The organism is Duganella levis (assembly GCF_009857605.1).
GTDB classification, from domain to species: domain Bacteria; phylum Pseudomonadota; class Gammaproteobacteria; order Burkholderiales; family Burkholderiaceae_D; genus Rugamonas; species Rugamonas levis.
This window is the reverse complement of record NZ_WWCT01000002.1, coordinates 151,418-172,498: the sequence shown is the minus strand read 5'-3', so window position 1 is coordinate 172,498 and position 21,081 is coordinate 151,418. Positions and strand designations below refer to the sequence as shown.

Annotated in this window: 22 protein-coding genes; 11 read left to right on the top strand and 11 right to left on the bottom strand. The window is 61.4% G+C overall.

The genetic code is table 11. The annotated features are described in order from the left end of the window. Positions 1 to 2: 2 nt before the first annotated feature. Entirely contained in the window at positions 3 to 908 is a 906-nt protein-coding gene (locus tag GTP69_RS03740) for a LysR family transcriptional regulator (RefSeq protein WP_161053626.1), read from the bottom strand. Positions 909 to 1,008: 100 nt separating this feature from the next. On the opposite strand from GTP69_RS03740, the gene GTP69_RS03735 reads away from it, so the two are divergent. The 6 genes from GTP69_RS03735 (at position 1,009) to GTP69_RS03710 (ending at position 5,428) form a co-directional block, all read left to right on the top strand. Continuing rightward, positions 1,009 to 1,842 carry an MBL fold metallo-hydrolase gene (locus tag GTP69_RS03735; RefSeq protein WP_161053625.1) on the top strand — a complete coding sequence of 278 codons (834 nt, stop codon included), beginning with the start codon at positions 1,009 to 1,011 and terminating at the stop codon, positions 1,840 to 1,842. Between the two features lie 74 nt (positions 1,843 to 1,916). After that, a complete protein-coding gene (locus tag GTP69_RS03730) occupies positions 1,917 to 3,206 on the top strand; it encodes a leucine-rich repeat-containing protein kinase family protein (RefSeq protein WP_161053624.1) in 1,290 nt (429 codons plus the stop codon). A gap of 18 nt (positions 3,207 to 3,224) precedes the next feature. Next, positions 3,225 to 3,602, top strand: a complete 378-nt coding sequence (locus GTP69_RS03725; protein WP_161044078.1) for a BlaI/MecI/CopY family transcriptional regulator — start codon at positions 3,225 to 3,227, stop codon at positions 3,600 to 3,602. 46 nt (positions 3,603 to 3,648) lie between these two features. Continuing rightward, positions 3,649 to 4,095: a hypothetical protein gene (locus GTP69_RS03720; RefSeq protein ID WP_161053623.1), complete on the top strand. Its 447-nt coding sequence runs from the start codon at positions 3,649 to 3,651 to the stop codon at positions 4,093 to 4,095. Beyond that, complete coding sequence (locus GTP69_RS03715; protein ID WP_161044075.1) at positions 4,092 to 4,430, top strand: PilZ domain-containing protein; 339 nt, start codon at positions 4,092 to 4,094, stop codon at positions 4,428 to 4,430. Before GTP69_RS03720 ends, GTP69_RS03715 begins: the two co-directional genes overlap by 4 nt. Before the next feature lie 11 nt (positions 4,431 to 4,441). Beyond that, entirely contained in the window at positions 4,442 to 5,428 is a 987-nt protein-coding gene (locus GTP69_RS03710; protein ID WP_161053622.1) for an alpha/beta fold hydrolase, read from the top strand. 16 nt (positions 5,429 to 5,444) lie between these two features. Here GTP69_RS03710 and GTP69_RS03705 read toward each other — a convergent pair whose 3' ends face one another. The 9 genes from GTP69_RS03705 to GTP69_RS03665 all read right to left on the bottom strand — a co-directional run bounded on the left by GTP69_RS03705 (position 5,445) and on the right by GTP69_RS03665 (position 12,292). Continuing rightward, the gene (locus tag GTP69_RS03705) at positions 5,445 to 5,852 is read right to left on the bottom strand and encodes a hypothetical protein (protein ID WP_161053621.1); all 408 of its coding nucleotides are present in this window, start codon (positions 5,850 to 5,852) and stop codon (positions 5,445 to 5,447) included. Between the two features lie 2 nt (positions 5,853 to 5,854). Beyond that, positions 5,855 to 6,178 (bottom strand): hypothetical protein, encoded by a 324-nt coding sequence (locus GTP69_RS03700; RefSeq protein ID WP_161053620.1) that lies wholly within the window; start codon positions 6,176 to 6,178, stop codon positions 5,855 to 5,857. Between the two features lie 122 nt (positions 6,179 to 6,300). Further along, complete coding sequence (gltA, locus tag GTP69_RS03695; RefSeq protein WP_161053619.1) at positions 6,301 to 7,602, bottom strand: citrate synthase; 1,302 nt, start codon at positions 7,600 to 7,602, stop codon at positions 6,301 to 6,303. A 52-nt stretch (positions 7,603 to 7,654) separates the two neighbouring features. Next, the gene (locus GTP69_RS03690; RefSeq protein ID WP_161053618.1) at positions 7,655 to 7,933 is read right to left on the bottom strand and encodes an FAD assembly factor SdhE; all 279 of its coding nucleotides are present in this window, start codon (positions 7,931 to 7,933) and stop codon (positions 7,655 to 7,657) included. Positions 7,934 to 7,998: 65 nt separating this feature from the next. Then, on the bottom strand, positions 7,999 to 8,709 hold the full coding sequence (locus tag GTP69_RS03685; protein WP_161053617.1) for a succinate dehydrogenase iron-sulfur subunit: 711 nt from the start codon (positions 8,707 to 8,709) through the stop codon (positions 7,999 to 8,001). Positions 8,710 to 8,720: 11 nt separating this feature from the next. Next, positions 8,721 to 10,499, bottom strand: coding sequence for a succinate dehydrogenase flavoprotein subunit (gene sdhA / locus GTP69_RS03680; protein ID WP_110849105.1), 1,779 nt, complete (start codon positions 10,497 to 10,499; stop codon positions 8,721 to 8,723). A gap of 2 nt (positions 10,500 to 10,501) precedes the next feature. Next, positions 10,502 to 10,873 carry a succinate dehydrogenase, hydrophobic membrane anchor protein gene (gene sdhD / locus GTP69_RS03675; protein WP_161053616.1) on the bottom strand — a complete coding sequence of 124 codons (372 nt, stop codon included), beginning with the start codon at positions 10,871 to 10,873 and terminating at the stop codon, positions 10,502 to 10,504. Positions 10,874 to 10,875: 2 nt separating this feature from the next. Then, positions 10,876 to 11,298: a succinate dehydrogenase, cytochrome b556 subunit gene (gene sdhC / locus GTP69_RS03670; protein WP_161053615.1), complete on the bottom strand. Its 423-nt coding sequence runs from the start codon at positions 11,296 to 11,298 to the stop codon at positions 10,876 to 10,878. Positions 11,299 to 11,494: 196 nt separating this feature from the next. Further along, positions 11,495 to 12,292, bottom strand: a complete 798-nt coding sequence (locus tag GTP69_RS03665) for a GntR family transcriptional regulator (RefSeq protein ID WP_161053614.1) — start codon at positions 12,290 to 12,292, stop codon at positions 11,495 to 11,497. A gap of 257 nt (positions 12,293 to 12,549) precedes the next feature. Here GTP69_RS03665 and GTP69_RS03660 point away from each other — a divergent pair, with 257 nt between their 5' ends. The 5 genes from GTP69_RS03660 to GTP69_RS03640 all read left to right on the top strand — a co-directional run bounded on the left by GTP69_RS03660 (position 12,550) and on the right by GTP69_RS03640 (position 19,236). Next, positions 12,550 to 13,542 carry a malate dehydrogenase gene (locus GTP69_RS03660; RefSeq protein ID WP_161044068.1) on the top strand — a complete coding sequence of 331 codons (993 nt, stop codon included), beginning with the start codon at positions 12,550 to 12,552 and terminating at the stop codon, positions 13,540 to 13,542. 101 nt (positions 13,543 to 13,643) lie between these two features. Continuing rightward, positions 13,644 to 14,648 carry an HpcH/HpaI aldolase/citrate lyase family protein gene (locus GTP69_RS03655; protein ID WP_161053866.1) on the top strand — a complete coding sequence of 335 codons (1,005 nt, stop codon included), beginning with the start codon at positions 13,644 to 13,646 and terminating at the stop codon, positions 14,646 to 14,648. Further along, positions 14,648 to 15,169 (top strand): hypothetical protein, encoded by a 522-nt coding sequence (locus GTP69_RS03650; protein WP_161053613.1) that lies wholly within the window; start codon positions 14,648 to 14,650, stop codon positions 15,167 to 15,169. The genes GTP69_RS03655 and GTP69_RS03650 overlap by 1 nt, the downstream gene beginning before the upstream one ends. A gap of 64 nt (positions 15,170 to 15,233) precedes the next feature. After that, a complete protein-coding gene (acnA, locus tag GTP69_RS03645; RefSeq protein WP_161053612.1) occupies positions 15,234 to 17,942 on the top strand; it encodes an aconitate hydratase AcnA in 2,709 nt (902 codons plus the stop codon). 142 nt (positions 17,943 to 18,084) lie between these two features. Next, positions 18,085 to 19,236, top strand: a complete 1,152-nt coding sequence (locus GTP69_RS03640) for an acyltransferase family protein (protein WP_161053611.1) — start codon at positions 18,085 to 18,087, stop codon at positions 19,234 to 19,236. Here GTP69_RS03640 and GTP69_RS03635 read toward each other — a convergent pair. After that, complete coding sequence (locus tag GTP69_RS03635) at positions 19,233 to 21,014, bottom strand: M61 family metallopeptidase (protein ID WP_161053610.1); 1,782 nt, start codon at positions 21,012 to 21,014, stop codon at positions 19,233 to 19,235. The genes GTP69_RS03640 and GTP69_RS03635 overlap by 4 nt on opposite strands. Between the last annotated feature and the right edge of the window lie 67 nt (positions 21,015 to 21,081).

Here is a 21,081-nt window from a genome sequence, read left to right as displayed (position 1 = left end):
TGTTAACTTAAGCCGCGCCGGTGCTGGCTTTCAAACCACGTTAGCAATAAGTCCAGCATGGCGCGCAAGGCCGGCGACATGTGCTGGCGCGAGGTATAAATTCCGTAGATTCCCATACTTAAGGGAGTGTATCCAGGAAGCAACGCCACCAGCTTGCCTGCGCGGATCAGCGGGCCGGCACTGTACAGCGGTTGTAACGCAATGCCGCCGCCCTGCTCCGCCGCCTTCAGCACGATAAAGTCCTCGTTGGCCGACAGGTTGCCGCTGACCGGCACCGACAGCGCCGCGCCGTCGGCGTCGGTGAACTGCCACAGGCTCTTGCCGAAATACGTATAGGTCAGGCAGTTGTGGCCGGCCAGGTCTTGCGGCAGCTGCGGCGTGCCGTGCTCCTCTAAATACGATGGTGCGGCGCACACCACCGACTCGCACACGCCCAGCTGGCGCGCGATCAGGTTGGGTTCCAGCGTGTTGGTGACGCGCAGCGCCAGGTCGATGCGCTCCTCGATCAGATTGACGGCGCGGTTGCTCATCTGGAGGTCGACCGAGGTGCGCGGATAGCGCGTCAGGAAGGTGCTGACGGCGCCCAGCAGCTCGGCCTGAGCCAGCGCCTGCGAACAGGTGATGCGCAGCAGGCCGTGCGGGGTGTCGGCATCGACGCCGGCGGACACCGCCATATCGTCCGCCAGTTCCAGCATGCGGCGGCAGCGTGCCAGCGTAAGGTCGCCGGCGTCGGTCAGGCTCAGGCGGCGGGTGCTGCGATGCAGCAGGCGGGCGCCGGCCCAGGCTTCCATCTCGGCCAGATAACGCGTGACCATGGCGCGCGACATGTCCAATGCGTCGGCGGCGGCGATCATGCTGCCGCGCTCGGCAATGCTGACAAACACCTTGGCGGCAGTGATGCGATCCATGATTCATCCGATTTATGCAATTAACAAAGCCAGATTACCGTATTTTTCTATCGGATTGAGAAATTTAAGATGGCGTCATTCTTACTTTTCTGGAGTGACCATGTTCAAACAAGCCCTGCTGACCGCCGCCCTCGCCACCGCCATCAACGCCCACGCGGCGCCGTTGAAGCTGGAAGTGTTCAATCCTGGCGAAGCCGCCATCTTCCCGGTGGCCTCGGTGCTGGTGACCGGCGACAAGGATGCGGTGCTGGTCGACGCCCAGTTCTCGCGCGCCGAGGCGGTGAAACTGGCCGAGAAGATCAAGGCCAGCGGCAAGCACCTGACCACCATCTACATCAGCCACGACGACCCGGACTACTACTTCGGCCTGGACGTGATCCACGCCGCCTTCCCTGACGCCAAGGTGGTGGCGCTGCCGCACGTCATCGCCGGCATCCAGGCCAAGAAGGACGCCAAGGTCGCGTACTGGGGCCCGATCCTGAAGGACAACGCACCGAAGGAAATGATCGTGCCGCAGCCGCTGAAAGGCGACCTGACGCTGGAAGGCCAGAAACTGAAGATCGAACAGCACTACGTCTGGATTCCATCGATCAAGGCGGTGGTGGGCGGCGTGGCCGTATTCAACGGCCTGCACGTGTGGACCGCCGATTCGCAGACGCCAGCCTCGCGCAAGCAATGGCTGGCCACGCTGGACAGCATCGCCGCCCTGAAGCCAGTGACCGTGGTGCCGGGCCACTTCGCGCCGGGCCTGCCGCTGACGCCGGAATCGGTCAGCTACACCCGCGACTATCTGGTCAAGTTTGAAGCGGAAACCGCCAAGGCCGCCAACTCGGCAGCCCTGATCGCCCGCATGAAAGCGCTCTATCCTAACGCTGGCCTGGAAAGCGCGCTGGACATCAGCGCCAAGGTGGCCAAGGGCGAAATGAAGTGGTAAGCCCGGGGGCTAAGCGGCCGCCAACGACGACGGTGAAGTGATACACTGCGCCGTCGTCTTTACCGTCCCCTCTCATGCACACTCTGCAGCAGTTGCGCAGCGGCGCGCTGGCCGGCGTCCAACGCCTGTCGATGCGCTGCGGCCTCACCGAATTCCCGCGCGAAATCTTTGCGCTGGCCGACACGCTGGAAATCCTCGATCTGACCGGCAATGCACTGTCGTCGCTGCCGGACGATCTGCACCGGCTGCACAAGCTGCGCATCCTGTTCTGCTCCGACAATCAATTTACCGAACTGCCGGCGGCCGTGGGCGGCTGCGCGGCGCTGACCATGGTCGGCTTCAAGGCCAATCAGATTCGCCACGTGCCGGCTGCCGCGCTGCCGCCGCAACTGCGCTGGCTGGTACTGACCGATAACCAGATCGAAGAATTACCTGCCGCGCTGGGCGAACGTCCGCAGTTGCAGAAGTTGATGCTGGCCGGGAATCGCCTGCGCGCCCTGCCTGACTCCATGGCGCAGCTGCACAAACTGGAACTGCTGCGCATCGCCAGCAACCAGCTGAGCGCGCTGCCGGACTGGCTGCTGTCGCTGCCGCGCCTGACGTGGCTGGCTTATGCCGGCAATCCCTTCAGCGAACAGCACGAAGATGCGCTGGTCCACACGCCATCGGCCGCGATCGATTGGTCGGCGCTGACGCTGCGCGACAAGCTGGGCGAAGGCGCATCCGGCGTCATCTACCGCGCCGACTGGCAACGTAGTGCTGACGCCGCAGAACCGGTCGCCGTCAAACTCTTCAAAGGCGCCATGACCAGCGACGGCTCGCCGCTGAGCGAAATGGCCGCCTGCCTCGGCGCCGGCGCGCATCCCAACCTAATTCCCATCCTCGGCCACATCGAAGACCATCCCGACGGCGCCCACGGGCTGGTGATGTCGCTGATCTCGCCGGCCTTCCACAACCTGGCCGGCCCGCCCAGCCTGGACAGCTGCACCCGCGACATCTACGCCGACGACAAGCGCTTCGAACTGGCCACCGCCTTACGCATAGCGCGCGGCATTGCCTCCGCCGCAGCGCAATTGCACGCACACGGCATCCTGCACGGCGACCTGTACGGCCACAACATCCTGCACGACGAGCACGGCAACACCCTGCTGGGCGATTTCGGCGCTGCCTCGTTCTACGACCCGGCCGGCCCGCAAGCCGCCGCACTGCAAACGCTGGAAGTGCGTGCCTTCGGCAACCTGCTGGAAGAGCTGCTGGACCGCAGCGACAGCGCACCACTGGCGTTGCGTGAATTACAAGCCGCCTGCCAGCAAGGCCTGCCGCGCTTCAACGACATCAAAGAACAGCTAGACAATCCGTTCTAGATATTTTATTCTACATCCATGAGTACCAATCTGCCCAAACCAACCGCTGCCGAACTAGAGATGCTGCGCCTGTTGTTCGCGCTCGGCCCCGCCACGGCGCGGCAAGTGCACGAAGCTGCGGTGGAAACGCGTCCGGACACCAGCTACGCCAACGTCCTGCGCGTGCTGCAAGTGATGCACACCAAAGGCCTGCTGAACCGCGACGAAAGCCAACGCGCCCACGTCTATTCGCCGGTGCAGGAACAGGACTCGGTCCAGACCAACCTGCTGAAAGACCTGATCCAGAAAGCCTTCGCCGGCTCCGGCAAAGCCTTGGTGCTGGCCGCCCTGCGTGGCGGCCACGTCAGTAAAAAAGAACGCGAAGAAATCCAGGCCTTGCTGGACCAGGAAAAGTAGTCCTGCGGACCGTTACAATGGTGCTCTTTTCACTGCGCGCCACATAATGAACAACCGCTTCAACTCCTGGCCTGAACTGGCCCATCCCATCATTGCCGTCATGCTGGCCGTTGCGATCTGTGCGGTGCCGGTGGTGCTGCCGCACTTCGATCTGGCCAACCTGCCGGCCAATCTGTTTGCTTACGTGTTCTGCTGCGTGCTGATCTATCCGGTGGCGGCGCTGCTGCGTCATCGCGTTACCAGCCTGCCGGCCACCTGGGGCATCGCCGCGCTGTTCCTGCTGGCGGCCTGCTTCTACCACACCAACATCATCGCCGAGACCGCCAACAGCGCCTGGCCGCAGCGGCGCGATGTCACGCTCGACAAATTCCTGTTCAACTTGCCGCAATTGACGCTGGGAGTGTTGTGTTGGTGGCTATTGGTGCTACGTCCTGACCGCGCAATGGAAGAGTGTGATAATCTTTCCATAATCAAACTTCCAGTAGCATCATGACGCAGAAAGCCCGCACAGCCCGACGCCAGACGGTCCGCCAGCCGGCCACGCTGACCATGACCGACGAGACCCGTCATACTGTCCAGACGCTGGATCTGTCGCATGGCGGCATCAGCCTGCAAACCGACAGCCAGCTGCGCCTGGCGCAATACTGCGCAGTGTCGTTCAAGGTGCAACTGGGCGACACCGATCACAATGTGCTGGCCATGGGCCAGATCGTCTACAGTGATCCGGACGCCGAGCTGGGCTTCAAAACCGGCGTCCAATTCCTCCGCATCGACGACGATAGCCGCGCCATCTTCCACCAACTGCTGCAGGAAAATCAAAGCATATGAATATGATTCAAATGAGGAAATTCGTTTGTGCGCTCCCTGTTTTCTTGCCGCTGCTGGCACATGCCGCAGCACTCCCCGCTAGCTATGCCTTCGCCAAGCCACATCAGCGCGTCGATATCGGCGGCCGCCATATCAATCTTTTCTGCGCCGGCACGGGCAGCACGACGGTGATCTTCGATGGCCCGGCGGGCGATGCCGGCTGGGCATGGTTCAAGGTCCAGCCCGAAGTGGCCAAGCATACGCGCGCCTGCACCTATGACCGCGCCGGTTTCGGCTTCAGCGATCCGTCGCCACGTCCCAACACCTCGGAAAACGCAGCCGAGGATCTGCACAAGGCCTTGTCGGTTGCGGGTATCAAGCCGCCGTATCTGTTGGTCGGCAATTCCTTGGGCGGCAGCAATGTGCAGGTGTACACCTATCGCTACCCTGGGGAGGTGAAGGGCCTGGTGCTGGTCGAGCCGCAGAGCGAAGATGAAACCACGCGTAGCAACAAGGCCTCGCAAGGCTTCATCAACAAGATCTACGCGATGGTCAAGGAGCACGACCAGCAGTGTCTGGACGCTGCGAACAAAGGCATGAAACCCGGCAGCGAAGCGGCAGACAGCTGCATCGGCGACCCGGCGCAATACTTCGGCCCCGCCCTCGGCAAGCAGGTCAAGGCGAGCATGCTGACCAAGTCCTACTGGCGCACGCGGGTCGACGAAGCCAATGCCTACGACACCAGCGACAATCAGCTGCGCGCCCTGCGCAAGCCTTTCGGCGACCTTCCGCTGGTCGTATTGACGCGCGGCGTGAGTCCTTACATGGACCCGTCCAAGCCGCAAAGCGCCGGCAACAAGGCGCTCGAAGACGAGAACGCGAAAATCCACAAAGAGATCGCCGCCTTATCCAGCAAGGGCAAACAACGCGTCGTGCCCGGCGCATCGCACGGCATCCAGGGCGACAAACCCGACGCCGTCACCGAAGCGGTGATTGAAGTGCTGGCGCAGATCAAATAGGCTGCGACGATGCCGTTCAATCGGCACGTCGATCCGATATTTGCCGACGCTCTTCTAGCCGCCGATTCGCGAAGGCAGATTTTTTAATTTCCCGCGCATCGGCTTTATACTGAGATTTCATATCCGGTATTGTATGTAATCTCAGATATGCTTGCATGCGTAGCTTCATGAGCTCTTCAACCATGGCGTCTACCTCTTGCGGATCTCGCCCCAAGGCAATCGCTGATTTTGCATATCGCGTCACCAGTTTTTCGTACTTCTCGATATTTTGAATTTCGCTGCCCTCATTGCGCAGATGCTCCGAACGTCGTCGCTCTTCAATCAAGAACAGGTGCAATACCAAACGCCACAGTCGCGCAGAGGCAGCACTCAAGACGCCCATAGACATCATGATTCGACGAATCGTGGAAGACAGAATGTCCATGTTCACGCGCGCTCATAGTTCTCCGCGTGCATCTGTTCATATCGCTCTGCGGTCTTTAGCAATTCCTCCAGCGTCGGCCAGCCCAACGCATCGTACAGGCTGGAACTTTCGACTGGCAGGCCCAAATCCATTGCAAGCCTGTCCAAAAAACGCACCACCAGCAGTTCGGATTCATGCAGGGAGAGGCCAGGGAATTGCGGGATGTTGATCAGCGTGCCGTCATCAAGTCCGGGCGGCAGCCTGGCGGCGGCATCTGACAGTTCCTTGATCTGTTCCAGCGTCAGGCCCCAGCTGCGGAGCCTAGGCCCAATGTGAGAAATGTCCATCACTTACCCTCCACAGCGGTTATGGATAAGGTTTGGATCGGCCAGCACGGCTGTTAGTTCCGGCGACGGACGAAAAAAAACGGGCCGAAGCCCGTTTTTTTATTGCGACGCCAATCCGAAGATTAACGCTTGTCCAGCGGTGGTACGTCGCGCACGGTGGCGCCGACGAACAGTTGACGTGGACGGCCGATTTTCTGCTCTGGGTCGGCGATCATTTCGTTCCACTGGGCGATCCAGCCGATGGTGCGTGCCATCGCGAAGATACCGGTGAACAGCGACACTGGAATGCCCAGCGCCGATTGCACGATGCCCGAGTAGAAGTCGACGTTCGGGTACAGTTTGCGCGAGACGAAGTATTCGTCGTTCAGTGCAATCTTTTCCAGTTCCATCGCCAGCTTGAACAGCGGGTCGTCTTGCAGGCCCAGCTCTTCCAGCACTTCGTAGCAGGTTTCACGCATCAGCTTGGCGCGTGGGTCGAAGTTTTTGTAGACGCGGTGACCGAAGCCCATCAGCTTGACGCCGGAGTTCTTGTCTTTCACCTGAGCGATGAAGGCAGGAATGTTGTCGACCGAGCCGATTTCTTTCAGCATGTTCAGTGCCGCTTCGTTGGCGCCGCCGTGGGCAGGGCCCCACAGGCAGGCGATACCGGCAGCGATACAGGCGAACGGGTTGGCGCCCGACGAACCGGCCAGACGCACGGTCGAGGTCGAAGCATTCTGTTCGTGGTCAGCGTGCAGGATCAGGATACGGTCCAGCGCGCGCACCAGCACGTCGTTGACTTTGTATTCTTCGCACGGATTGCCGAACATCATGCGCATGAAGTTGGCCGAGTACGACAGGTCGTTGCGTGGGTACATGAATGGTTGGCCCATCGAGTACTTGTACGCCATCGCCACCAGGGTTGGCATCTTGGCGATCAGACGGATGGCCGAGATTTCACGCTGTTCCGCGTCGTTGATGTCCAGCGAATCGTGGTAGAACGAGGCCAGCGCGCCGACGGTGCCGACCAGCACCGACATCGGGTGCGCGTCGCGACGGAAGCCGCGGAAGAAGAATTGCATCTGCTCGTGCACCATGGTGTGCTTGGTCACGGTCTCAACGAATTTTTCTTTTTGCTCGGCGTTCGGCAGTTCGCCGTTCAGCAGCAGGAAGCACGATTCCATGAAGTCGGCGTTCACCGCCAGCTGTTCGATCGGGTAGCCGCGGTATTGCAGTTCGCCTTTGTCGCCGTCGATGTAGGTGATCGACGAGTTGCACGCTGCGGTCGACATGAAGCCTGGATCGTAGGTGAACTTGCCGGTGCCGGCGTACAGCTTGCGAATGTCGATCACGTCCGGACCAACGGTACCTTTGTAAATCGGGAATTCGACCGATGGGCTGCCATCGGAGAACGAGAGAGTGGCTTTGTTATCAGAGATATTCATGGACTCTTCCTTCTTGGAGAGATGATGCAAGTAAAAGAAACTGGGTGTGTTACTACGCCAGGCGCAGTCGCTGCAGCAACGCGTGAACGTGCGGCAGGTCGGTGTCGCCTTCCGGCTCTTTACGGGCCAGTACCAGATCCATCAGGGCATTGTCCGACAAGTCGAGGAGCCGCGTGAATGCGTCCACTTCGTCGTCGGTCAATTCGGTTTCATGCGCATCCAGAAAACGGGTGAGGATGATGTCGTTTTCCAGCAGACCCCGGCGTGAGCGCCAGCGCAGGCGGGCGCGGTTGGCTGGGTCGGACTGATGCGCAGCGTGATTCGTTTCCATAGGTTTGCTACTTTACACAAAATTGGGCGGCGCCGCAGAGACCAGGCCGGCGCCGCCCGTGTGCGTTAGATCGCGCGGCGTACCATCAGCTCTTTGATCTTGCCGATGGCCTTGTTCGGGTTCAGACCCTTAGGGCAGACATCGACGCAGTTCATGATCGAGTGGCAGCGGAACAGGCGGTACGGATCTTCCAGGTTGTCCAGGCGCGGGCCGGTGGCTTCGTCGCGCGAGTCGGCGATGAAGCGGTAGGCTTGCAGCAGGCCGGCAGGACCGACGAACTTGTCCGGATTCCACCAGAACGACGGGCACGAGGTCGAGCAGCACGCGCACAGGATGCACTCGTACAGGCCGTCGAGTTCTTCGCGTTCCGCAGGGGTCTGCAGGCGCTCTTTCTCTGGGCGGATCGAATCGTTGATCAGGTATGGCTTGATCGAATCGTACTGCTTGAAGAACTGGGTCATGTCGACGATCAGGTCGCGGATCACCGGCAGGCCTGGCAGCGGACGCAGCACGATCGGCTCGCTCAGCTCGTTCAAGTTGGTGGTGCAGGCCAGACCGTTCTTGCCGTTGATGTTCATCGCGTCCGAACCGCACACGCCTTCGCGGCACGAGCGGCGCAGGGCCAGCGAGTCATCGACGTCGGACTTGATGCGTTGCAGCGCGTCCAGCAGCATCTTGTCGGTGTCTTTCAACTCGACGGTGACGTCCTGCATATACGGCTTGGCGTCACGGTCCGGATCGTAACGGTAAATTTTCAGTTTAAGAGTGCGTGCCATGTTGTATAGCCTTAGAAAGTACGTGGTTTCGGTTTGAAGGTATCGACCGTCAGCGGCTTGGTCACGACGGCTTTGTAATCCAGTCGGTTGCCTTCCGAGTACCACAGAGTGTGCTTCATCCAGTTGTCGTCGTCGCGGTGCGGGTGGTCATCCTGGGCGTGGGCGCCGCGCGATTCTTTGCGGGCGGCGGCCGAGACCATGGTGGCTTTCGCAGTTTCGATCAGATTGTCCAGTTCCAGCGCTTCCACGCGGGCGGTGTTGAACACTTTCGACTTGTCCTTGAACGACACGTGCTTGCGGCGCTCGTCCAGCTTCAGGATCTCTTCGACGCCTTTGTTCAGCATCTCGTCGGTACGGAACACGCCGCAGTATTTCTGCATGGTGGCGCGGATGTCGTTGGCGACGCCCTGCACTTTTTCGGTGCCGGTCGAAGTTTCCAGCGCGTTCAGGCGGTTCAGCGCGAAGTCGGCAGCGTCTTTCGGCAGCGGCTTGTTTTCCTTCTGCTTCAGGTTCGATGCCACCACGTGGTTACCGGCAGCGCGGCCGAACACCAGCAGGTCCAGCAGCGAGTTGGTGCCCAGGCGGTTGGCGCCGTGCACCGAGACGCAGGCGCATTCGCCGATCGCGTACAGGCCGTTGACCACTTTCTGCGTGCCGTCGCCGTTTGGCGTCACCACTTGACCGTGGATATTGGTCGGGATACCGCCCATCTGATAGTGGATGGTTGGCACGACCGGGATTGGTTCCTTGGTCGCATCGACGTTGGCGAACTTGTGGCCGATTTCCAGAATCGACGGCAGACGCTTCTCGATGGTTTCCTTGCCGATGTGGCGCAGGTCCAGCAGCACGTGATCCTTGTTCGGACCGACGCCGCGGCCTTCCTTGATCTCCTGGTCCATCGAACGGGACACGAAGTCGCGCGGCGCCAGATCTTTCAGCGTCGGCGCATAGCGCTCCATGAAGCGTTCGCCTTCCGAGTTGATCAGGATACCGCCCTCACCGCGCACACCTTCGGTGATCAGCACGCCCGCGCCGGCCACGCCGGTCGGGTGGAACTGCCAGAATTCCATGTCTTGCAGCGGCAGGCCGGCGCGTGCCGCCATGCCCATGCCGTCGCCGGTGTTGATGAAGGCGTTGGTCGAAGCAGCGAAGATACGGCCAGCACCGCCGGTGGCGAAGATGGTGGTCTTGGCTTCCAGGATCATGGTTTCGCCGGTTTCCATTTCCAGCGCGACCACGCCGACCACGTCGCCTTCGGCGTCGCGGATCAGGTCCAGCGCCATCCACTCCACGAAGAAGTGGGTGCGCGCCTTGACGTTACGCTGATACAGCGTGTGCAGCAGCGCGTGACCGGTACGGTCAGCGGCGGCGCAAGCACGTTGCACGGCTTTTTCGCCGAAGTTGGCGGTGTGGCCGCCGAACGGACGCTGGTAAATGGTGCCGTCCGGGTTACGGTCGAACGGCATGCCGAAGTGTTCCAGCTCGTAGACGACCTTCGGTGCTTCGCGGCACATGAATTCAATCGCATCCTGGTCGCCCAGGTAGTCGCCACCTTTGACGGTGTCGAACATATGCCAGAACCAGTTGTCTTCGGCCATATTGCCCAGCGAAGCGCCGATGCCACCCTGCGCCGCCACGGTGTGCGAGCGGGTTGGGAACACTTTCGACAGCACTGCCACGTTCAGGCCGGCTTCGGCCAGTTGCAGCGATGCGCGCATGCCGGAGCCGCCGGCGCCGACGATGACCGCGTCAAAGCGGCGGGTAGGAATTCCAGTTTTAATAGCTGCCACGATTACACACTCCAGATAATTTGAATCGACCAGACGGCACAGCCGATCAGCCAGGCCATGGTGGCGACTTGCAGAACCAGGCGCAGGCCGACGGCGCGCACATAGTCCATCCAGACGTCACGCATGCCAACCCAGGCGTGGTAGAACAGGCCGAGCAGCGTCACGGCGCTGATCAGTTTGAACCACTGCTGGGCGAACAGGCCGGCCCAGCCTTCATAGGTGAAGTTCTGGCCAGTCAGGAAAGAGATCAGCAGGATGGCGGTGTACAACACCATCAGCACGGCGGTGACGCGTTGCGCCAGCCAGTCGCGCATGCCGTAATGGGCGCCAACGACGCGGCGCTTAGGACCGATACCGTTATCGTTAATCGACATAATTAGAACACTCCAAACAGTTTCAGGGCGACCAGCGCGGTCAGGACCAGGCTGATGACCAGCACGGTGGCGGACGATTTACGCGCCGAGTGCTTGTCCAGGCCGATGTGCAGATCCATCACCAGGTGGCGCACGCCGGCGCACAGGTGGTGCAGGAAGCCCCAGCTCAGGGCCAGGATGATCAGCTTGACCAGTGGATAGGTCACGAAACCTTCGTAGTACGCGAAAGAGATCTCGGAGCGCAGGGAATTCTGCAAGAGATACAGCACGAACGGCAGCAGCACGAACATCATGACGCCGCTGATGCGGTGCAGGATGGACACGATGGCAGCCAGCGGCATGCGGTAATTGGACAGTTCGGTAACATGAATGTTACGGAACTCCGGCCGTTCTTTTTTAGGGGCTTCCCTTACGGCTTCTGACATAACAAGACCTCCTCAGGCTTATACAAAAATTTGGTGAGACTGCGATTTTCGCCGATTTCCACTCTTACAACCAATATCTATTGTTACATATAATAAAAATAGTGGTCAGCGACACCAGCTGGCGGCTACTTTCCGTAGCTCAACGTATTATCAGCGCAACAATGCTACAGGCGTATGACTGCGCGCCCTGTCTCCTTCAGTTCAACTCATTATGGTAGTGATGGCGTTCGGTCGAATACAGGCCGCGGCGCAGCTCCACCGGCTTGTCGCCATAGGTGTATGACACCCGCTCCGACGCCAGCAGCGGCGTGTTGGCGGCAATCTTCAGCAGCGCGGCATCGCCGGCTGCAGCGCTCACGGCGCGGATTTTTTCGGTGGCACGGATCATGCGCGTGCCGAATTCGGATTCAAACAGGCCGTACATCGGCCCCTTATATTCTTCCAGCCGCTCGGCCGTCAGCCCCTTGAAGGTGATGCCCGGCAGCCAGATTTCCTCGACGATGGTCGGCACGCTGTCGAAGTGCTGCACCCGCTTGATGAAGATCACGGCGTCGCCCGACTTCAGGTCCAGCAGGCGCGCCACATCGGCCGGCGCGCGCATGCGCTTGACTTCGATGAACTGGCTGACGCCCGGATGCGGCACGCCTTCGTCCGGCATCAGCCGCAGGAAGCGGAACTGCGCCCGTTCTTCATGGTGGGTGGAAACGAAAGTGCCCTTGCCTTGCTTGCGCATCACCAGGTTCTCGGCCGCCAGCTCGTCGATCGCCTTGCGCACGGTGCCCTGGCTAACCTTGAATCGGTTGGCCAGTTCCACTTCGCTAGGGATCAGTTCGCCCGGCTTCCATTCGCCGGACTGCAGGCTCTTGGTGATCAGGGCCTTGATTTGCTGGTACAGCGGGGAGAACGTCGGTGACGCATTGGACGATGCCGTTGCCGCACCGCCGGCACTGCTGGCGGCGGGATTGTTATTCGAATTTGGCGGCACGGAACTCATAGGCCAAGATTTCACCACAAATACACAGTGCCGTCCAGAAAAAACGGCAATAAGTTATCTGTCTTATATAAGACATAAGATAGGATTGACAGATAGTTGCGACGAGCCTACACTCGCCGCCGACGCTTATGGGATACAGATGATTATAAGCGTCGAATTTTGCAGTATGATTACGTTTTCCCGGACCGGGCGACGGTCCAGCGCTAAGTCCTTAGCACCTGTTACGCACTTGTTACTTCACACTTTGGAGATTCATCATGGCTAAAACCCCATTGCGCGTTGCTGTTACCGGCGCCGCCGGCCAAATCGGCTACGCTCTGCTGTTCCGCATCGCCAACGGCGACATGCTCGGCAAGGACCAGCCGGTCATCCTGCAACTGCTGGAAATCCCTGACGAAAAAGCACAGAAGGCGCTGAAAGGCGTCATGATGGAAATCGATGACTGCGCATTCCCGCTGCTGACCGAAATGACCGCCCACGGCGATCCGCTGACCGCTTTCAAGGATGTTGACTACGCCGTGCTGGTTGGCGCCCGTCCACGCGGCCCAGGCATGGAACGCAAAGACCTGCTGGAAGCCAACGCCCAGATCTTCACCGCACAAGGCAAGGCCCTGGATCAAGTTGCTTCGCGCAACGTCAAAGTGCTGGTAGTCGGCAACCCGGCCAACACCAACGCCTACATCGCCATGAAATCGGCGCCATCGCTGCCGGCGAAAAACTTCACCGCCATGCTGCGCCTGGACCACAACCGCGCGCTGTCGCAAGTGGCTGCCAAGACCGGCACCGCCGTCAAAGACATCGAGAAATTGACCGTCTGGGGCAACCACTCGCCAACCATGTACGCTGACTACCGCTTCGCGACCGTCAACGGCAAGGCTGTCAAAGACCTGATCAACGACCAGGAATGGAACGCCAACGTGTTCCTGCCAACCGTCGGCAAACGCGGCGCCGCCATCATCGAAGCGCGTGGCCTGTCGTCGGCTGCCTCGGCCGCCAACGCCGCAATCGACCACATCCATGACTGGCACGTCGGCACCAACGGCAAGTGGACCACCATGGGCATTCCATCGGATGGTTCGTACGGCATCCCGGAAGGCATCGTGTTCGGCTTCCCGGTCACCACCGAAAACGGCGAATACAAAATCGTTCAAGGCCTGGAAATCGATGCATTCTCGCAAGAGCGCATCAACCTGACCCTGAAAGAACTGACCGAAGAGCGCGAAGGCGTCAAGCACCTGCTGCCTGCATAAGCTTCGCTCCTTACGTGGAACCGGTTAAACCGCCGATCCGCCGTACCCGCCGCGCTGCCGAGAGCAGCGCGGCGGTCATTTCGCCAGCCGACCCAGCAAGCATGCATCCATCCGAGGTTTTATTCCAGGGTAATCTTCAGCCGGCCATCCTTCCGGCCTGCGACCACTACGCCGGCTCCGAGAAGCTGATGCGCAAATCGATCGCCCTGCAACAAGAACTTGGTCCCCTGTTCGACATCACTCTCGATTGCGAGGACGGCGCCAGCGCCGGCAACGAGCTGGCCCACGCCCGCCTCGTGGCAGAGCTGCTGCAATCCGACGACAACAAATTCAACCGCATCGGCGCCCGCGTGCACGATGTGCACAGCCCCTACTTTGCGCAGGACGTCGAGATCATCTGCGCCGCCGCCCAGCGCCTGGCCTACCTCGCCCTGCCGAAGGTGCAGAGCGTCGATGAAGTGGCGCGCGCCATCAAGCTGATCAACACCCACGCCGCCAAGGCCGGCCGCAAGGACTTGCCGGTGCACGTGCTGATCGAGACCCACGGCGCGCTGCACGACGTCTACGCCATCGCCGCCCTGCCGCAGGTGCAGTGCCTGTCGTTCGGCATCATGGATTTTGTATCGGCCCACTACGGCGCGATACCCGGCAGCGCGATGCGCACGCCCGGCCAGTTCACCCACCCGCTGGTGACCCGCGCCAAGCTGGAAATCGCCGCCGCCTGCCACGCGCACGGCAAGGTGCCGTCGCATAACGTCACCACCGACATCAAGGACACGGCGGTCGCCGCCAACGATGCCCAGCGCGCCGCCGCCGAATTCGGCTACACGCGCATGTGGAGCATCCACCCGAACCAGATCAAGCCGATCGTCAAGACGTTTACGCCCCGTTTGTCCGAGGTCAGCGAGGCCGCCGCCATCCTGCACGAAGCCGCTGCCGCGCACTGGGGCCCGATTGCCCAGCATGGACGCTTGCATGACCGCGCCAGCTACCGATATTATTGGACCGTTTTACAGCGTGCCAGGCAGGCCGGCCTCAGTTTGCCGGAATCCGTGGCCGCGCTGTTCAACGGCACCCCCACCGAACTCCCACAGGAAGCACACTGATGTCCATTTCCAAATTATTCATGGCTTGCAGCCTCGCGCTGGCCTCGTTGACCCTGGCCGCCGGCGCCCACGCCGAAGACGCGCCAGCCAAGAAAACCGTCAAGAAGACGGCCGCCAAGTCCACCAAGAAGGCCGCCGCCAAGCCGGTTGCCGCAGCTGAGCCGAAAGCGCCGAACGAGGAAGAAGACGAGCCGGTCGTCACCGACTCCTCCGTGACCGAATTCGACTGCGAACTGGGCAACAAGATCGCCATCTACCAGAACGCCAGCGACGACAGCCACATCGCACTGCGCTGGAAGAAGCGCCTGCACCGCCTGACCCGCGTCGGCACCACCACCGGCGCCAACCGCTTCGAAAACAAGATGTATGGCCTGATCTGGATCGGTATTCCGGCCAAGGGCATGCTGCTCGATTCCAAGCAAAACCGCCAGCTGGCCAACGAATGCCGCGACGCCGAACAGCGCAAGCCAGTCTCGACGGCAGCCGGCGAGCCGACCAGCGCCAAGATCTCGATTCAGTAAATACCAGCACCACGTTTCACTTCAATAATAGTAATAGACGCTACCCCATCACTAAGGAGAGGTCATGTCACGCAACACTCTGAACACGCTGAAGGAATTCACTATTTCGGGCAAGAAGGCGAAGTTCTACTCGCTGCCAGCCCTGGAAAAGAGCCTGGGCGCTAAAATCTCCCGCCTGCCGGTTTCGATCCGCGTGGTGCTGGAGTCCGTCCTGCGTAACGTCGACGGCAAGAAAGTCACCGAAGAACACGTCCGCCAGGTCGCCAGCTGGGGCGCCACCGCCGAGCGCACCGACGAGATTCCATTCATCGTCGCCCGCGTGGTGCTGCAGGACTTCACCGGCGTGCCGCTGCTGGCCGACCTGGCCGCAATGCGCAACGTCGCCTACAAGATGGGCAAGAACGCCAAGAAAATCGAACCGCTGGTGCCGGTTGACCTGGTGGTCGACCACTCGGTCACCATCGACCACTTCCGCGAGCCGCAAGCGCTGGACCTGAACATGAAGCTGGAATTCTCGCGCAACAACGAGCGCTACCAGTTCATGAAATGGGGCATGCAAGCCTTCGACACTTTCGGCGTGGTGCCACCGGGCTTCGGCATCGTCCACCAGGTCAACCTGGAATACCTGGCGCGCGGCGTCCACAAGGACAACAACGGCGTGTACTACCCTGACTCGCTGGTGGGCACCGACTCGCACACCACCATGATCAACGGCATCGGCGTAGTCGGCTGGGGCGTGGGCGGCATCGAGGCGGAAGCCGGCATGCTGGGCCAGCCAGTCTACTTCCTGACCCCGGACGTGATCGGCGTCAACCTGACCGGCGTGCTGCGCGAAGGCTGCACCGCGACCGACCTGGTACTGACCATCACCGAACTGCTGCGCAAAGAGAAAGTCGTCGGCAAGTTCGTCGAGTTCTTCGGCGAAGGCACCGAGACGCTGTCGGTCACCGACCGCGCCACCATCGGCAACATGGCGCCGGAATACGGCGCCACCATGGGCTTCTTCCCGGTTGACGACGCCACCATCGAATACTTCGAAGGCACCGGCCGCACCAAGGCAGAGATCGACGCATTCCAGGCCTACTTCAAGGCTCAGGGCATGTACGGCATTCCGAAAGCCGGCGACATCGACTACACCCGCGTGGTGCACCTGAACCTGTCGAGCGTGACCCCATCGCTGGCCGGTCCTAAGCGTCCGCAAGACCGTATCGAAATCGGCAACGTGAAGAGCAACTTCACCGAACTGTTCTCGAAACCGACCTCGGAAAACGGCTTCAACAAAAAGCCGGAAGACCTGAACCACAACTACACCACCACCGACGGCCTGAACGTGAAAAACGGCGACGTGCTGATCGCTGCGATCACCTCGTGCACCAACACCTCGAACCCGAGCGTGATGCTGGCCGCCGGCCTGCTGGCCAAGAAGGCCGTGGAAGCCGGCCTGACCGTGGCGCCGCACATCAAATCGTCGCTGGCCCCTGGCTCGCGCGTGGTGACCGAGTACCTGACCGCCGCCGGCCTGCTGCCGTACCTGGAGCAACTGGGCTTTGGCGTCACCGCCTACGGCTGCACCACCTGCATCGGTAACGCCGGCGACCTGACGCCGGAGCTGAACGCCGCCATCACCAGCAACGACATCGTCGCTTCGGCCGTGCTGTCGGGTAACCGCAACTTTGAAGCGCGGATCCACCCGAACATCCGTTCCAACTTCCTGGCCTCGCCACCGCTGGTGGTCGCCTACGCCATCGCCGGCAACATGACGGTCGACCTGATGACCCAGCCGGTTGGCAAGGGCAAAGACGGCAAGGACGTGTACCTGGGCGACATCTGGCCGACCTCGAAAGAGATCGACAAGCTGATGAAGTTCGCGATGAACTCGAAAGTGTTCAAGACCAACTACGCCGACGTCAAGGGCAACCCGGGCAAGCTGTGGGAACACGTATCGTCGACCGAAGGCCAGGTCTACAACTGGCCAGCCTCGACCTACATCGCCGAGCCGCCGTTCTTCGACGGCTTCGAGATGACGCCGAAACTGACCAACCCGAACATCAGCGGCGCGCGCGCGCTGGGCGTGTTTGGCGACTCGATCACCACCGACCACATCTCCCCTGCCGGCTCGATCAAGGAAGACGGCCCGGCCGGTAAGTGGCTGAAGGACAACGGCGTGCTGAAGGCGGACTTCAACTCCTACGGCTCGCGTCGCGGCAACCACGAGATCATGATGCGCGGCACCTTCGCCAACGTGCGCATCAAGAACAAGATGATCCCGCCGAAAGCCGACGGTTCCGCAGTTGAAGGCGGCATCACGATTCACCAGCCGTCGGGCGAACAGCTGTCGATCTACGACGCCGCCATGAAATACGTGGCAGCCGGCACCCCGACCATGGTGTTCGGTGGCGAAGAGTACGGCACCGGCTCGTCGCGCGACTGGGCAGCCAAGGGCACCCAGCTGCTGGGCGTGAAGGCTGTGATCGTGCGTTCGTTCGAGCGTATCCACCGCTCCAACCTGGTGGGCATGGGCGTGCTGCCGCTGCAATTCATCGGCACCGACTCGGTTGAATCGCTGGGCATCACCGGCAAGGAAACCTACGACCTGAAGGGCCTGGACGGCGACATCAAGCCGCAACAGCTGGCGACCCTGGTGATCCACCGTGCCGACGGCACCAGCCAGGACGTAACCGTGCTGCTGCGTATCGACACCCCGATCGAAGTCGACTACTACAAACACGGCGGTATCCTGCCGTTCGTGCTGCGTCAACTGCTGGCCGCTTAATTCTTTAAGCGTTCACTAAAACGCCCCGTGGCTGCGAAGCCCCGGGGCGTTTTTTATTGCGATGCCGCCGCCCACCAGCTTGACATGGAAACGTTTCCATATAATGATGTGAAAAATAATTCGCAGCCATAAAGGAGACCAGATGGACAATAATTCGACGGCGACAGGCTTTGCCGATACCAAACGTCATTACGCCATCCTGGACGGCTTGCGCGGTGTGGCCGCCCTGCTGGTGGTAGCTTTCCACCTGTTCGAGGCGCATGCCGCCAGCCGTTTTGAACAGATCATCAACCACGGTTACCTGGCCGTCGACTTTTTCTTCGTGCTGTCCGGCTTTGTCATCGGTTACGCCTACGACGATCGCTGGCGCAGCATGTCCACCATGGAGTTCTTTCAGCGCCGGCTGATCCGGCTGCATCCGATGATCGTGATTGCCATGCTGATTGGCGCCGGCATGTTCTACTTCCAGACCAGTCCGATATTTCCGAAAATTCAGGACACGCCGCTCTGGCTGATGCTGGTCGTGATGGTGATCGGCATGACACTGCTGCCGGTCGGCGCGGCGCTGGACATTCGCGGCTGGGGCGAAATGCATCCACTGAACGGTCCGGGATGGTCGCTGTTTTACGAGTATGTCGCCAACATCCTGTACGCGCTGTTTGTCCGCAAATTTTCCAAACTGGTGCTGGGTGTCTGCGTGTTCATCGCCGGCGCGGTGCTGCTGCACTATTGCGTGACCGGTCCCAACGGCGATGTGATCGGCGGCTGGTCGTTGGAACCGGCGCAATTGCGCATCGGCCTCACGCGGCTGCTGTATCCGTTCTTTGCCGGCTTGCTGCTGTCGCGCGTGGTCACGCCGGGACGCTACCAGCACGCCTTCCTGCTGTGCAGCGCCATCATCATTGTCGTGCTGGCGATGCCACGCATCGGCGGCCCGTCCGACCTGTGGCAGAACGGCCTGTATGACGCCCTGTGCATCACGTTGATTTTCCCGTTGGTGGTCTACCTCGGCGCCAGCGGCGATGTGCGCACGGCCATGGGGACCAAGGTCTGCGGCTTTCTCGGCGCGATCTCCTATCCGCTTTATATCATTCACTATCCATTCGTCTACACCTACACCGCCTGGGTGGCGAAGGGCAAGGTGCCGCTGGCGCAGGCACTGCCGGTGACGATCGCCACGTTCTTGCTGTGTGTGATCGTCGCCTACCTGTGCCTGCGGTTCTACGATATACCGCTGCGGAATTGGCTGAGCCAGCGGCTGCGGCGGAAAGGCCTGCAACCGGCGCTGGCTTAGTGGCTGCGCGCTGTGAGAATATCGCCCAGTACATCCGGCGTGCCGTCAATCCGCTCCAGCGCCGGGAAGCGTTCGCCATCGTGGTAGTCCAGCGCCAGCGGCCCGGCGCTGCCCGCCACCGTCAGCGTGATGGCGGCCGATGTATGCTGCGCGTTGCGTATGGCCTGGCGCAGCGCGGCTGTGGTGTAGGCGCTGCCGTTGACCTGGTCGATCTTCATGCCCGGCGCCAGACCAGCGCGCCATGCCGCGCTGTCCTGCAACACATCGCTCACCACGCCGCCCTGCCCCACCTCCATGCCGACCGAATACAGCAAGCCTGAGCCATTGCGCGCGGACGTGGTGCGGTAAACCAGCCGGTAGCCGCCGCCGGTGACGCCATCCAGCGGTGCGTCCGGCCCCAGCGCGTGCAGGCGCGTTTGCAGGAAGCCGCGCCAGTCGTGCGGCGCCACCGCGTTCAGCGCCGCCACCAATTCATCGAAGCTGTAAGGCAGCACCTGCGGCGGCGTATCGCCGCCTGCGCCATGGAACGCCGCGACAAAGTCGTCCAGCGACTTGCGGCCGGCGGTCAGCCGACGGATCGTGACATCAACGTCCAGCCACACCAGCGCGCCCTCGCCGTAAAAGTCGAAGCCGTCGCGGCGCAAGCTGCCGTAGCCGCCGCCCTCGCGCTGCCAAAGCGTCATGGCCATGCTGGCAGTATCTTGCAGGTCGCGCCAAGCGCGGCCCGGCCGGTGGCTGTAGCGTGCCGCCGTTTCGGCCAGCGAGGCCAGATACTGCTCCCTGGTCCAGATGCCGGCGCGCGTGGTCAGCACGCCTCCGAGGTAATCGGTCAGCCCCTCGTACACCCACAGGCCGCTGGTGTCGACGGCCTGCTGGAAATTCGGCGCGACCAGGCCCGCCGGCCGGCGATACTTGCCGTTCCAGCTGTGGACGAAATCGTGCGGCAGGAAATTGCCGTACAACGCACGCATGTCCGCATCGACCATGAACTTCGCAGGCCGCCGATTGTCGAGCGATTCGTGATGATCGACCGCCAGTCCGCTGACCTGATCGGACAAGGTCATCAGGAAGCGGAAGTCGCGGTAATGCCGGCTGCGGAACAAATAGCCCGATTGCCGCACCAGCTCACGCAACTGGCCGATTTGCGCATCGCTGACCGCGAGGTCTTCCGGACTATCCGCCACCATGTCCAGGTAATGATGCGGCGCGACCTCGACTTCGCGGAAGTGGCGGCCGGCGATCAGCGGCGAATCGACCAGTTGCTCCAGCGAGACCGCCTGGAGCTCGCCGTCCTGCTGCGGCAGCGAGGTCGCGTACCGCCAGTCTGGAGGCAGCGTTACACTCGGCTTGACCATGATGGCGCTGGCCTGCGTCTGCGGACCGCTGTAGGGATACAGCAGCATGCTGTTCCAGCTCAGCGCCGCCAGGTCGCGGCCGGCCACACCGCCGCGCGGGCTGCCGCTGTCGGTGGTGATGAAGTCGGACTGGATGCGGATCGCGCTCACGCCCGGCGGCACCGTCAGGTGGTAGAGATAGGCATCGTAGGGGTCGCGCGTCCAGGCAATCGCCGGCTGCGCGCCATCCTCGCCGCGAATCTGCAGGCCGACGTGGTTCTCCAACGGTCCCGGCGCATGTTCGCTGGGCAGCCACTGCGGATACGCCAGCGTCAACGGTCCCGGCGTCACCGGAATCACCTCGACGGCGTGATACAGCTTGCGCGATGCATCGCGCATATCCACCATCATGGTGATGGCGGCCAGACAGACGGCGGCTAACATACAGACCTGCTTTCCGAAAATGAGGGTGCGGGCAGCTTAGGCCGGCGCGCGGGCGGCGCATAGCGAA